Below are 14554 nucleotides of genomic sequence, written 5' to 3' on the forward strand. Positions count from 1 at the left end.
TATAAGGAAGTCACGTGTCGCTGCCAGTGCGCACGTCAACGCGGCCGGTCGAAGACCCAGGTCGTGCCCTCGCGCGAATCCTTGAGAATGATGCCCTGAGCCTCGAGCTCGTCACGGATTCGATCGGCAGATGCGAAATCCTTAGACTTCTTGGCCTCAGCACGCTGCGCAATGCATTCCTCGATCTCGGATTCGGACATGGGTAAGGCCTCACCGCTACCACGCAGGAACGCCGACGGCATCTGACCGAACAATCCAAGATACTCGCCCAGGCGCTTGAGTTCGAAAGCCATGGCGGGAGCACGCTCCGGGGCTTCCTTACGGGCTCGATTGAGCTCCCGAGTCAGGTCGAACAAAGCGGCAAGCGCCACGGGAGTATTGAAGTCGTCATCCATGGCAGTCATGAAACGCTCTGCATAGACCGGGTCGACATCGCCCGCGCTCGGCTCGACACCCTCGAGCGCGGTGTAGAATCGCTCGAGCGACTTGCGCGATTCGCCCAACGAATCGGGGGCATAATTAATCGGGCTACGATAATGACTCGCCACGAGCAGGTAGCGCACCACCTCAGGATCGTGCACCTCGAGGACGTCACGGATCGTGAAGAAATTGCCCAGCGACTTGGACATCTTCTCGTGATTGACCCGCACCGCCCCGGCGTGCATCCAGGTATTCACGTAACGCTTGCCGGTGGCCGCCTCGCTCTGGGCAATTTCGTTCTCGTGGTGGGGGAATGTCAGATCGGGGCCGCCACCATGAATATCGAAGGTCTCGCCCAGACAGCAAGTCGACATGGCCGAGCATTCGATATGCCATCCGGGGCGCCCCTCTCCCCAGGGTGAGGGCCAACTGGCTTCTCCTGGCTTGGCCGCCTTCCACAACACGAAGTCCAGCGGGTCTTCCTTGTGCTCGTCGACCTCGACGCGGGCTCCGGAACGCATCTCGTCGGGATCGCGATTGTTCAGCTTTCCGTAGTCAGAGAACTTGCGTACGCGATAATAGACATCGCCATTCTCAGCACTGTAAGCAAAGCCCTTCGCGATCAAGGTTTCGATCATGGCGACGATTTCCGCCACGTGTCCCGTGGCTCGGGGTTCGTGATCCGGCCGTTTCACGAACAGACGTGCCTCGTCGGCGTGCATGGCATCGATCATGCGTTCGGTCAAACGGCTGATGGTTTCGCCATTCTCCTCCGCACGCTTGAGGATCTTGTCATCGATATCGGTGATGTTGCGTATGTAGGTGACATCATAGCCCCGTGCTCGAAGGTAGCGGGTGATGACATCGAATGCGACCATCACCCGGGCATGGCCCAGGTGGCAATAATCGTAAACGGTCATGCCGCATACGTACATGCGGACCTTGCCAGGCTCCAGAGGGACGAACTCTTCCTTGCGCCGCGTCAGCGTATTGTAGATCTGCATGTCAGCCCTTCTTCTGAATCTTCGCCCAACTGTCCTTGAGGCCCACGGTACGGTTGAAGACCAGACGCCCTTCGCGGCTGGCATGGCGGTCGGCACAGAAATAACCGACCCGCTCGAACTGGAAGCGCTCTTCCGGCTTGGCCGTGGCCAGGCTCGGCTCACCGATGCCTTGAACCGTCACCAGGGATTCATGGTTGAGATGCTCGAGGAAATCGGCGTCGCGATCCTTGTCGGGCTGCTCGACGGTAAACAGGTTGTCATACAGGCGCACCTCGACAGGCACTCCATGGGCCGCACTCACCCAATGAATAACGCCCTTTACCTTACGCCCTTCGGGGTTCTTGCCCAGCGTGTCGAAGTCCACCGAGCAGCGCAGTTCGGCAACCTCGCCAGCGTCATCCTTGATTACCTCGTCGCAACGAATCACGTAAGAGTTGCGCAGCCGCACTTCCTGGCCCGGGGCAAGGCGGAAGAATTTCTTGGGCGGTTCCTCCATGAAGTCGTCGCGGTCGATCCACAGCTCACGCGTGAAGGGAAGACGGCGTGTTTCCATATCATCGCGGGCGGGGTGACCGGGCACCTCGTACACCTCTTCATGCGACGCCTCAACGTTGGTGAGTACGACCTTCAGAGGATTGAGCACGCACATGGCTCTCGGAGCGTTGTCCTCCAGGTCGGTGCGAATGGCGTGATAGAGCATGGCGATATCGACCAGGCCGCCATCTGCCCGGGTCACGCCAATCATCTCGCAGAACTTGCGGATCGACGTCGGCGTGTACCCGCGACGCCGCATCCCGGAAATGGTCGGCAGGCGTGGATCGTCCCATCCATCGACGATCTCCTCCTCGACCAGCAGTTTCAGCTTACGCTTGGAGGTCAACGTGTAGTTGAGATTGAGCCGAGCGAATTCGATCTGCCGCGGGGTGCTGGGGACCGGCAAATTCTCGATGAACCACTCGTAAAGCGGACGATGGTCCTCGAATTCCAGCGTACAGAGGGAGTGCGTGACACCCTCGATGGCATCCGATTGGCCATGGGCGAAATCATACGATGGATAGATCTTCCACTTGTCACCCGTCTGATGATGCCGGGCATGCCGAATGCGATACAGAATCGGGTCGCGCAGATTGATATTGGGCGAGGCCATGTCGATCTTGGCGCGCAGTACCTTCTCGCCCTCGGCAAATTCGCCGGCACGCATACGCTCGAGCAGATCGAGATTCTCGTCAGCGGAACGGTCGCGATAGGGGCTCGGGCGTCCCGGTTCGGTCAGGGTGCCTCGATACTCACGGATCTCATCCGGGGAGAGATCGTCGACATATGCCTTGTCCTCGCGCACGAGATGCTGGGCCCAGGCATAGAGCTGGTCGAAATAATCGGAGGCATAGCGCACCCCGCCCGACCATTGGAATCCTAGCCAGCTGACATCCTCCTTGATGGCATCGATGTAAGCCTGCTCTTCCTTGGCCGGATTGGTATCATCGAAGCGCAGATGACAGGCACCATCAAATTGCTCGGCCACGCCGAAGTTGAGGCAGATCGATTTGGCATGGCCGATATGCAGGAAACCGTTGGGTTCCGGGGGGAAACGTGTGACGACGGTGTCGACCCGGCCCGCTTCGACTTCATCACGAATCTGATTGCGAATGAAGTTCGGGGCGCTGGTGCTCTCATTGCTCATGGGGCGTCTGGGAACCTCTGGTTGCTCGCAAGGATCGACACGCAGCTCGCTGCGGCTTCGCGTGCCGATGCAAAACCGCTATTATAGCGTGACGCAGTCGCGCTACGCCAAGGCGCACCCACCCACAGCGTTCGGGAAAGTCCTATGATCGTTCTGCAGACCAATTTTGGTGACATTCATGTCGAGCTTGATTTCGACAATGCGCCGAAGACAGCCGAGAATTTCCAGCAATACGTGACCGAAGGTCACTATGACGACACCCTATTTCACCGCGTTATCAATGGCTTCATGGTGCAAGGCGGTGGTTTCGACACCAATTTCGATCAGAAGCCGACCCGTGATCCCATCGAGAATGAAGCCGATAACGGTTTGAAGAACAAGACCGGCACCCTGGCCATGGCACGCACCCAGGATCCCCACTCTGCTACCGCTCAGTTCTTCATCAACGTCGCCGACAACGAGTTCCTCAATCATAGCGGCAAGAACCTGCAAGGCTGGGGTTACTGCGTATTCGGCAAGGTGGTAGAGGGAATGGACGTGGTCGAGAAGATCAAGGACGTTCCGACGACCCGTCGCGGCATGCATGCCGATGTTCCAGCGGAAGACGTTGTTATCCAGCGCGCCTACGTCAAGGATGGCGCCGATAGCTGACCTCACGTTTACCTGGACCGATCACGCCCGCTGATGCGGGCGTGTTTGCATCGCATGTCGTATCGATAGCCGAGCCAAGTGCCCATGACCACACTGCTGATTTCCGATCTTCATCTCGATACCCAGACCCCAGAAATTGCCCAGGGGTTTCTAGCCTACCTCGAGCAGGCGAAGGGCGCTGATGCCCTCTACTTGCTGGGCGATATCTTCGATGCCTGGATTGGTGATGACGTGCTCGACCACCCAGGCCTGGCCCCTATTGCTGGCCAGGCGGCAGAGGGCCTGCGCCGACTCAGTGATAGCGGAACCGCGGTCTACTTCATGCATGGCAATCGCGACTTCCTGCTCGGCGAACGGTTTGCCCGTGAAGCCGGCATGACGCTACTCAACGACTCCGTGGTGGTGACGTTAGGTGATAAGCGCACCCTGCTCATGCATGGCGATACGCTATGTACGCGCGATGTCGCCTATCAGGCATTCAGGCAGCAATCTCGGGATCCGCAATGGCAGAGCCAGATCCTGGCGATGCCCATCGACCAACGTATCGAGCTCGCAAGAAGCCTGAGGCTTCAATCGGGTGAAGCGACCTCGACCAAAGCCAGCGACATCATGGATGTCACTCAGGAGGAGGTCGAACGTGTGATGGAAGCACACGATGTGACGACATTGATCCATGGCCATACCCACCGTCCTGCGGAACATGAACTGACCGTGAACGGTGCCCCTGCTACACGCATCGTACTTGGCGACTGGCAGCCCGACCATGGCTGGGAAGTGCGTGCCGAGGCCCACGGACCGCTTGAACTCAGACAGTTTGCCCTGCCTCCGGTGAACGAGGCTTCCTAACTAATCCGTCAGCAACGTCTCAAGCAGGGTCGTCTCGATCTCGCTGGCTCCAGGGACAAGACCGGCCTCGCCGATGATTTCCAACCGTGAATCACGCCGCCAGGCCGAATCACTCAGCGTGGCCACGCCGGGCGCCTTGCTATAGAACTTCCATCCCGCATCGGTATGCACAATCGCCTTGACGCGCAGACCTCTGGGCAAACTATCCAAAAAAGCCGTCAGGCGATCCAGCCCAAAGCGATCATCGGCATGCCAGCGCCACCCGACACTGACATGTCCGAGCGACTCACCTTCCGCAAAGTGTGGCTTGCCTGGCTGTGGCTCTCGATAGCGAAACGTATCGAGCTCAACGGTAGCAGGCGCAATATGGGCATGAGGCGACGTCGCCATGGGCACGGTCGCCGATGCACGTTCACCTGCTTCGATCAGCTGCTCCAGCGGCAGCTGACCATGATCGGCTTCGGCAATCCAACGCTTGCGAGGCCATAGCTCGCCAAGATAGCCGTGGGTTTTCGCCAATTGCCCGGGCGTTGCCTTGTCGAGCATCGTCAGCACGATGCCCTCTGCCATAACGAGCTGATCGGTGAATGTTGCTGACGCCAGTGCCCTGTCATCATCCATGCGCCTCGGATCGAGCAGTGTCACCACCGTCTGCAGTTCCAGTACATGACTAAAGGCATTCCCCCGAAGCATCTCGAGAAGCCCTGCGGGATGGCCCAGTCCCGACGGCTCTATCAGCAGGCGGTCCGGTTGATGGCGATGAATAAGATTGACGAGCGACGCTTGGAGAACGAAAGCCAGTTGGCAACACAGGCAACCGCCCGGCAAACCCTTGACGATGACATCCTCCCGGTCCTCGTAAAGCGCCTGATCGATCCCTATCTGGCCAAATTCGTTGATGACCACGGCCCACCGCTCGTGGGGCGGCTTCTGCGCGATCAACTCCCGGATAAGCGTACTTTTGCCGCTTCCAAGGAAGCCGGTCACGACATGAACCGGAATGGAGGTAACACGACGCGAGGTAGACACGGCAACCCTCGATGTTATGTTATAACACTATATGGCTAAAAAAAGGCATGGCCGCAGCCATGCCTTGCTTCAATCAGAGCCGTTCGATATCTGCTTCCTGCCGCAGGGTCTCGAGCAAGCCTTGAATGGCCATCTGAGCACGAAGCCGCTCGGCCATCTGGGCAACGAAACGCTCCATTTCTTCATCTGGGGAACCCGGTTGAACGGCTTCAAGCGCAATCAGATAAATACGCTCGTTACCTTCGGCATGACCGTAAACCGGGCTTGCGTCTTCCGGGTGCGGCAATTTGAAGGCTGCTTCACGGACGGGGCCGGGAATGCTTCCTTCCGATTGACGTGAAACTTCTTCTGCACGCTGCCAATCGAGGTCGAGGTCCTCACCGTCATCCAGCGAAGCAGCACGTTCTCGCGCCAGGGCCAACAAGGCCTCACGCTGCTTCTCGGCCCGAACGGCGTCTGTTACCTGCTCACGAACCTCATCGAGGGGCAACGTAGTCGCATCACGATGCTCGGCGACCCGTAACACCATACGACGGTCCTCGTCGAGCTCGATGACATCGCTGTTGAAGCCGTCCTCGAGCACATCACTGTCGAAGGCTTCGCTCATGACGCCAGGCTCGGAAAGCACACCCTGGCCTCCCTCGCGAGAAACCCAATCACTCTGGTGCAGCTCTAGCCCCAGGTCATCGGCCACACTTTCCAGGTCGTCCGCTGCATAGCTTTCGTCGATCAGCCGCTGAACGCGTTGATTGAAATCATCGCTGACGGTGGCCAAGGCGGCCTCCTCGCGCAACTCACTACGCATTTCGTCGAAAGCCGGCAACTGTATCTCGGTCACCTTGATGAGATGCAAGCCATTGTCCGTCTCGACGATCGAGGAGACTTCACCTTCCGAGAGGTTGAATGCCGCCTCTTCGAATGCGTCCCCGAAGAAGCCACGGCTGATGATGCCGAGATCGCCGCCCGATTCGGCAGTGGAGCTGTCATTCGAGAATTCTGCGGCCACCTCGCCAAATTCGGCACCGGATTCGAGACGTTCGCGCGCTTCGTCCAGACGAGCTTGCGCTTCTTCACGACTCCGGTCGTCACCGAAGGTCACCATGATGTGCGAGACACGACGCTCGGCATCCTGAGCACGGCGCTCATACGCTTCGCGCAACGCCTGCTCATCGACCTCGACGTCCTCAGCCATTTGCAGCCGATCCACGATCACATAGTTCAGGCGTACCTGCTCGGGACGCTGGTATTCGTCACGATGGGCCTCGTAGTAAGCTTGCAGTTCCTCTTCGCTGACCTCGACGGGGTTATCGAGATCCGCAGGAGTCAACATATGATAACGAAAGGTGCGGGTTTGGCGCTGCAGTTCGCCCAGGCGTTCTCGCTCAGAGGGAAGCGTAAAATCGCTGAATGCCAGGCCCTGCTGCAGCTGTTGCCGCTGCATATCGACGCGCAGTGCCTCGCGGAAAGACAACGGAGTGTAGCCAGCGCTGGCCAGCCGATTCCGAAAAATCTCCTGTGAGAAACGACCGTCCTGATCCTGGAATTGTGAAAGTGAGACGATGGCTTGGTCGATTTGCGCTTCGGACAGGTACAGACCGCCCTCCTGCGCATACTGATCAAGCAGTGTCGTGGTGATCACTTCATCCAGCACTTGGCCTCGCAAAGCCCGCTCCTGGTCGGGAGGCACCTGACCACTACGGATCGCACGCTGGACCTCACGCTCGACTTGCTGCCGGGTGATCGATTCACCATTGACCTTAGCGATATCATCGGCACTGCTGGTGAATAGCCCTATCAGCGCATCCGCCCCGAACAGGGCCATGGTGAGCACAACGGCCCCGATGATTATCTTGGCGCCCCAACTCCTGGAACGATCCCGAATATCCTGCAGCATGCTGCCCTCGGCTGATTTATTGGCTCGTTAACGCGGCAATAGTATACCCGGCACGGCGGTTCCAACGCCAAACAACTCATGTCGGGAACATGAAACTAAAAAGGCGCATCGCGACTCGCGATGCGCCTACTTTAAGAATCGGTACTGATGTGGTTCAGCAGTCCGCACCGGACCCGTATTAGTTGACCGAATCCTTGAGCGCCTTGCCCGCTTTGAAACTGGGAACCTTGGCCGCACTGATCTCGATCGGCTTGCCGGTCTGTGGGTTACGACCCGTGCGAGCTGCACGCTCCTTGACGGTGAAGGTACCAAAGCCGACCAATGACACGGAGTCACCCTTCTTCAGGCTCTCGGTAACACCCTCGATCATGGCATCGAGTGCACGGCTTGCGGCCGCCTTGGGAATATCGGCAGACGCAGCAATGGCTTCAACCAGCTCGGACTTGTTCACACTTCACCCCTTGACTTTTACGGAATTTGGCTTTGAATCGGCGCTAAATCGGGTGGCTTACGCGTTCATAGCAAAGCGCAATTTATAGCAATGCGGTAAAACGCCTGTCAAGCAACCTTTAGCACCAACGCCCACCATGCCGGGCTTTAGCGACGATCATGGTGGGCTATTTCACTCAATGTGTACTGATCATTGAACGTGAAGTTGCTGGATCTTCAGTGCGAGTATCATCACTCTCCCCCTCCGGCTTTGCAACCAGTGCCACGCTCAGAACTTCATCAATCCAGCGGACGGGCCTGATGTCCAAGGCATCCTTTATATTATCCGGAACTTCTTTGAGATCCCGGCGGTTCTCCTCGGGAATAAGCACCGTCTTTATACCACCGCGCCGTGCGGCCAGCAATTTCTCCTTGAGGCCGCCAATCGGCATCACTTCACCGCGCAGGTTCACCTCGCCGGTCATGGCGATGTCGCAGCGTACCGCCCGCTCGGTATAGGCGGATACCATGGCGGTAACCATGGCAATACCCGCACTCGGCCCATCCTTTGGCGTCGCCCCTTCAGGTACGTGAATATGCAGATCCTGTTTTTCGAAGCGCTCGGGGTCGATACCTAGCTCTCCGGCTCGAGCCCGCACGACGGTATGCGCCGCACTGACGGATTCTTTCATGACATCGCCCAGAGAGCCCGTCTTGTTAATGCGTCCCTTGCCAGGCGTTACCACGGATTCGATATTGAGCAGTTCGCCGCCCACGGAAGTCCAGGCCAGGCCCGTCACACGACCCACTTGATCGTCCTGGTCGGCTAGACCATAGCTGTAGCGGCGAACGCCCGCGTAGGCTTCGATATCTTCGGCCGCCAGCGTACGGGACGCCTGGGCCGCCGTCTTGCTCTCTGCCTCGAGACGCTCACGAAGCACCTTGCGACACACCTTGGCGATCTGGCGCTCGAGCTCCCTGACGCCTGCTTCACGAGTATAGTAGCGAATCAATTCAAGCAGAGCCTCATCGGAAAACGACAGCTCGTCTTCCTTGAAGCCGTTGGCTTCGAGTTGCTTGACAACGAGATAACGCCGGGCAATCGCCAATTTCTCGTCTTCCGTGTACCCCGGCAGACGTATGATTTCCATACGGTCCAGCAAGGGGCCCGGAATGTTCATCGAATTGGCGGTACAGATGAACATGGTTTCCGAGAGGTCGTAATCCAGTTCCAGGTAGTGATCGCTGAACTTGTCATTCTGCTCGGGATCAAGGACTTCAAGTAGGGCCGAAGCAGGATCGCCCCGGTGGTCCATCCCGATCTTGTCGACTTCATCGAGCAGGAACAGCGGATTCTTGACCCCGGCCTTGCTCATGCGCTGTATCAGCTTGCCAGGCAGAGAGCCGATATAGGTGCGCCGATGACCACGTATTTCCGATTCGTCGCGCACCCCACCGAGGGCCAGGCGCACATACTTGCGATTGGTCGCCCGTGCTATCGATTGCCCCAGCGAGGTCTTGCCTACCCCAGGCGGCCCCACCAGGCAAAGCACTGGCCCCTTGAGCTTTTTGACACGCTTCTGGACGGCGAGATACTCAAGGATACGCTCCTTGACTTCCTCCAACCCGTAATGGTCCTCGTCCAGCACTTCCGCGGCATGCTTCAGATCATGCTTGACCCGAGTCCGCTTTTTCCAGGGAACCGACACCAGCCAATCCAGGTATGAGCGAACCACCGTGGCTTCCGCTGAGGTCGGAGACATCATCTTCAGCTTGCCCAGCTCCTGATGCGCCTTGTCAGCAGCCTCCTTGGGCATGCCGGAATCCTTGATGGCCTTCTCGTACTTCTCAGCTTCGTTCGGTACATTCTCAAGCTCGCCCATCTCTTTCTGGATGGCTTTCATCTGCTCGTTGAGATAGTACTCGCGCTGGGATTTCTCCATCTGATCCTTGACGCGTGAGCGAATACGCTTTTCGACCTGCAGCAGGTCGATCTCGGATTCGATCAAAGCCATCAAGTGCTCGATGCGATCACGTACGCGGTCCATTTCGAGCAACTGTTGCTTGTCACCGATCTTCAAAGAAAGGTGAGCGCAGATGGTATCGACCAGCCGGCTGGGATCTTCGATCCCCTGGAGTGAGCTCAATACCTCGTTGGGTACTTTCTTGGATAGCTTGACGTACTGCTCAAACTGATTGAGAAGCACGCGCACCAGCGACTCGCGCTCACGCTCGGTCAAGGGCTCGCTTTCACGCAGGGTCACTTCAGCGCGACTGTAGGTATCATCAACCACGGTGATCTTGCCGACATCGGCTCGCGAGGTGCCTTCTATCAACACCTTGACGGTGCCATCGGGCAATTTCAGCAACTGCATGATTTCGGCGACGGTACCTACGCCAAACAGATCGGTGCTATCGGGATCGTCTTGTCCAGCCTCGCGTTGGGCTACCAAAAGGACACGCTTATCCGCCTCCATGGCCGCTTCAAGGGCCTGGATCGATTTTTCACGCCCGACGAACAGCGGAATGACCATCTGCGGATAGACAACCACATCGCGCAGGGGCAAAAGGGGCAGACTCTGGGTCTGATCAGCGTTCTGCTGCATCGCAGACGTTCCTCAACAAATCGGGATTTACTCAGGTGATGGGGGCAGGCTAATGGATTTGCAAGGCTGACGAGCCCTTGGCGCCCATGGCTGGCCGGATTGAAAAGGGGCCGCTGGGCGGCCCCTGATGGCTAGAATGACGGTTAACCGTCCTTACCGGCCACCTTGCCCTCATCCTGCTGGGAATAGATCAACAGCGGCTCACTTTCGCCGGCGATGACCGACTCATCGATGACTACCTTGCTGACACCTTCCAGAGAGGGAATCTCGTACATCGTGTCGAGCAACACCGACTCGAGAATAGACCTCAATCCCCGCGCCCCCGTCTTGCGCGCCATTGCCTTGGCGGCAACCGCACGCAAGGCATCCTCGCGGAAATCGAGCTCGACACCTTCCATCTCGAAGAGCTTGGCATACTGCTTCACGAGCGAGTTCTTCGGCTCGGTCAGGATCTGGATAAGCGCATCTTCCGAGAGTTCCGTCAACGTGGCGATGACCGGCAGACGACCCACGAACTCAGGGATAAGGCCGAACTTGACCAGGTCTTCCGGCTCGACATCCGCCAGGACGCTACCGACACCCTTGTTCTCATCCTTGCTCTTGACCGTGGCATTGAAACCGATGCCACCCTTCTCTGCGCGATCGCGTATCACCTTGTCGAGCCCAGCGAACGCCCCGCCGACAATGAACAGGATGTTGCCGGTATCGACCTGCAGGAATTCCTGCTGTGGATGCTTGCGTCCACCCTGGGGCGGGACCGAGGCAGTAGTGCCCTCGATCAGCTTGAGCAGGGCCTGCTGAACACCTTCGCCAGAGACGTCACGCGTGATGGACGGATTGTCGGATTTACGAGAGATCTTGTCGATTTCATCGATGTAGACAATTCCCTTCTGCGCTTTCTCGACATCGTAGTCGCACTTCTGGAGCAGCTTCTGAATGATGTTCTCGACATCCTCGCCCACGTAACCCGCTTCAGTCAGCGTGGTTGCATCGGCGATGGTAAAGGGAACGTTCAAGAGCCGCGCCAGGGTTTCGGCCAGCAACGTCTTGCCACTACCGGTTGGACCGATGAGCAGGATATTGGATTTGCCAAGCTCCACGTCGTCGGATTTCACTTCGGCGCGCAGGCGCTTGTAGTGGTTGTAAACAGCCACCGACAATACCATCTTGGCGCGGTCCTGCCCGATCACATAGTCATCGAGAGTGTGACGAATCTCACGCGGAGCCGGCAGGCGATCTTCATCGCCGTCTGCGTCGGCCTCGAGGACTTCTTCGCGAATGATGTCATTGCACAGGTCGACACACTCGTCGCAGATATAAACAGACGGGCCGGCTATCAGCTTCCGCACTTCGTTCTGATTCTTGCCACAGAACGAGCAGTACAGCAGCTTGCCACCTTCGTCTTTGCCTTTGCCGTCGGCCATTCGCGTACCTCTTAACGGATGGCGGCCCTCGCCGCCGAGAATTGCCTGTCTCCGATACGTCTGAAAATCACGCTATCAGGTCGCCGGACGCTTATCCAGCATGGCATCGATCAGGCCGTATTTCGTCGCCTGCTCCCCGTCCATGAAGTTGTCACGGTCGGTATCACGGGCGATCGTCTCGATGTCCTGGCCAGTATGATCGGCCAGAATCCGGTTCAATTTGTGACGGATATTGAGGATTTCCTTGGTATGGATCTCGATATCCGATGCTTGCCCCTGATACCCACCCAGCGGCTGGTGAATCATCATCCGCGAATTGGGGAGGCAGAAGCGCTTCCCGGCAGCACCGCCAGCCAACAGCAGAGCGCCCATGCTGGCAGCCTGACCGATGCAGACGGTCGACACGTCCGGCTTGATGAACTGCATGGTGTCGTAGATCGACATGCCCGCCGTGACCGACCCACCGGGAGAATTGATATAGAGGTGGATATCCTTGTCCGGATTTTCGGATTCCAGAAACAGCAACTGCGCGACGACCAGGTTGGCCATATAATCTTCCACCGGCCCCACCAGGAAGATTACGCGCTCCTTGAGCAGCCGCGAGTAGATGTCATAGGCTCGCTCACCTCGAGCGCTCTGCTCGACAACCATCGGCACCAGGCCGCCGGCATTTTGAATATCGAACTCGTTGCCCATCTGTTTGGCGTCCTTACATCCGATGACTTAAGCCGCGCCCCCATCGACGCGGACCTGCAATTCACTATCCATGAAGCATATCGTCCATTGAAGCATATCGCCTGCCCCGGCTTAACCGGGGACAGGCTCATGTTTCATGGGTTATTCAAGCCTTGGCGTCGTCTTCCACGTTCGCTTCGGCGTCTTCCTCGTCACCCTCGGCCTGCTGCTGAGCCGCCTGCAGGGCTTCCTGATAGCTCATTTCGACATCCTTGACCGTCGCCTGAGCCAGTAGCGCATCCACCGCCTTCTCTTCCAGGATCGCAGACTTGACCTGGCTCTTGAGCTGATCGTTGCTCAGATAATAGTCGATGACTTGCTGGGGCTCCTGGTACTGCTGAGCAAGCTCTTCGACCTTGGCCTTGATCTCATCATCGCTGGCATCCATCTCGTTGGCCTTGATCAGCTCGGCCAAAAGCAGGCCCACTTGAACTCGGCTCTTGCCCTGCTCGGTGAAGAGCTCATCGGGAAGCTGAGAAACATCGAAATCCTCGCCCAGACCGAATTGCTGTGCAGCCTGACGCTTGAGACCGTCGACTTCCTGCTGGACCAGCGCCTGAGGCACTGCGACATCATTGGCATTCTTCAATGCCTCGAGGGCCTGCTGCTTGACGCGATTATCCACAGCCTGCTTGGCTTCGCGCTGCATGTTCTTCTTTACCTCAGCGCGGAAGGCTTCCTGGTCGCCGTTTTCGACACCAAAGCGCTGAATGAATTCCTCGTCGAGGTCCGCCAGCTTCTGAGCGCTGACCTTGTGCACCTTGACCTTGAAGGTCGCCTCCTGGCCAGCCAGCTGCTCGGCCTGGTAATCCTCGGGGAAGGTCACCTTGATCTCGGTCTCTTCACCCGGCTTTTCGCCGACAAGCTGATCTTCGAAGCCCGGAATGAAATTGCCAGAGCCCAATACCAGGTCGTGGTTTTCGGCCTGGCCGCCCTCGAAAGGTTCGCTTCCAAGGAAACCCTGGAAATCGATGGTGACCTGGTCCCCTTGCTCGGCAGGACGATCGACGGCTTCCCACGACGCGTTCTGCTTGCGCAGCGTCTCGATCATCTCCTCGACATCGGCATCAGTCACGTCTACGACCGGACGCTCGATTTCGGCACCTTCGATACCGTTGACCTGAATCTCCGGATAGATCTCAAGCGTAGCCACGAATTCGAGATCCTTGCCGCTCTCGTTGACGGTAGGCTCGATCTCGGGATAACCCGCCGGATTGAGGCTTTCCTGGGTAATGGCCTGAACGTAACGCTCACGCATCAGTTCGCCCACCACCTCGTTGCGAACGTCGCGACCATAACGCTGACGCACCACTTCCATGGGTACCCTGCCTTGACGAAACCCGTTGAGGCGAATGTTCTTGGCGGTATCCTTGAGGCGGGCCGCGACGGCCTGGTCGACCTCCTCCGCCGGCACCTGAACTGTGACACGGCGTTCGATCTGGGAGGTCGTTTCGACGGAAACTTGCATGAATAGTCCTCTACCGACTAGGGCGTTCTGTTGGAAAGCGTTAAATGATCAAAAGAGTGATTCTAAGAACCTCGGCACGTGCTGGCAAGCGACCGAACCCTTGCCTACCGCTACGTGGGGGCTAGCGCGCGTTTTTCAAGCGCCGAAGCAAAAGCAAAATGACCGTAACCGGCATCGATTCGCAGGAATAGCGAAATCCCGGCAGGCCAACTGGCGCACCAAGGAGAAGGGAGTCGAGAGAAAACACAACAGGAATGTGACACGACGTGTAATGGGGTGGATGATGGGGATCGAACCCACGACCACCGGAGCCACAATCCGGGGCTCTACCACTGAGCTACATCCACCACTACACAAGACAGAACAC

General features: G+C 57.8%; 11 protein-coding genes and 1 tRNA gene. 2 read left to right on the forward strand and 10 right to left on the reverse strand.

The features are described 5' to 3' along the window. Window positions 1-35: 35 nt before the first annotated feature. Window positions 36-1424, reverse strand: coding sequence for a cysteine--tRNA ligase (cysS, locus tag JH15_RS01135; protein WP_043526188.1), 1389 nt, complete (start codon window positions 1422-1424; stop codon window positions 36-38). A 1-nt stretch (window position 1425) separates the two neighbouring features. Then, complete coding sequence (locus JH15_RS01140; protein ID WP_043526190.1) at window positions 1426-3105, reverse strand: glutamine--tRNA ligase/YqeY domain fusion protein; 1680 nt, start codon at window positions 3103-3105, stop codon at window positions 1426-1428. A 144-nt stretch (window positions 3106-3249) separates the two neighbouring features. Here JH15_RS01140 and JH15_RS01145 point away from each other — a divergent pair, with 144 nt between their 5' ends. Both JH15_RS01145 and JH15_RS01150 read left to right on the forward strand, forming a co-directional pair. After that, entirely contained in the window at window positions 3250-3756 is a 507-nt protein-coding gene (locus tag JH15_RS01145; RefSeq protein ID WP_043526193.1) for a peptidylprolyl isomerase, read from the forward strand. Between the two features lie 84 nt (window positions 3757-3840). Next, window positions 3841-4602 (forward strand): UDP-2,3-diacylglucosamine diphosphatase, encoded by a 762-nt coding sequence (locus JH15_RS01150; RefSeq protein WP_043526195.1) that lies wholly within the window; start codon window positions 3841-3843, stop codon window positions 4600-4602. On the opposite strand, the gene JH15_RS01155 is transcribed toward JH15_RS01150, so the two are convergent. From JH15_RS01155 to JH15_RS01190, 8 genes are all read right to left on the reverse strand, one after another. Beyond that, window positions 4603-5631, reverse strand: a complete 1029-nt coding sequence (locus JH15_RS01155; protein ID WP_043526198.1) for a CobW family GTP-binding protein — start codon at window positions 5629-5631, stop codon at window positions 4603-4605. Between the two features lie 73 nt (window positions 5632-5704). Continuing rightward, window positions 5705-7525, reverse strand: coding sequence for a SurA N-terminal domain-containing protein (locus tag JH15_RS01160; protein WP_043526200.1), 1821 nt, complete (start codon window positions 7523-7525; stop codon window positions 5705-5707). A 178-nt stretch (window positions 7526-7703) separates the two neighbouring features. Beyond that, the gene (hupB, locus tag JH15_RS01165; protein WP_043526202.1) at window positions 7704-7976 is read right to left on the reverse strand and encodes a nucleoid-associated protein HU-beta; all 273 of its coding nucleotides are present in this window, start codon (window positions 7974-7976) and stop codon (window positions 7704-7706) included. A 175-nt stretch (window positions 7977-8151) separates the two neighbouring features. After that, complete coding sequence (lon, locus tag JH15_RS01170; RefSeq protein WP_043526204.1) at window positions 8152-10560, reverse strand: endopeptidase La; 2409 nt, start codon at window positions 10558-10560, stop codon at window positions 8152-8154. A gap of 143 nt (window positions 10561-10703) precedes the next feature. After that, entirely contained in the window at window positions 10704-11984 is a 1281-nt protein-coding gene (gene clpX / locus JH15_RS01175; protein ID WP_043526206.1) for an ATP-dependent Clp protease ATP-binding subunit ClpX, read from the reverse strand. A 75-nt stretch (window positions 11985-12059) separates the two neighbouring features. After that, complete coding sequence (gene clpP, locus JH15_RS01180; RefSeq protein ID WP_043526208.1) at window positions 12060-12680, reverse strand: ATP-dependent Clp endopeptidase proteolytic subunit ClpP; 621 nt, start codon at window positions 12678-12680, stop codon at window positions 12060-12062. Between the two features lie 145 nt (window positions 12681-12825). Further along, the gene (gene tig / locus JH15_RS01185) at window positions 12826-14187 is read right to left on the reverse strand and encodes a trigger factor (protein ID WP_043526211.1); all 1362 of its coding nucleotides are present in this window, start codon (window positions 14185-14187) and stop codon (window positions 12826-12828) included. Between the two features lie 272 nt (window positions 14188-14459). Then, window positions 14460-14534, reverse strand: a tRNA-His gene (locus tag JH15_RS01190). Window positions 14535-14554 lie beyond the last annotated feature (20 nt).

The organism is Litchfieldella xinjiangensis (assembly GCF_000759345.1).
GTDB lineage: Bacteria > Pseudomonadota > Gammaproteobacteria > Pseudomonadales > Halomonadaceae > Litchfieldella_A > Litchfieldella_A xinjiangensis.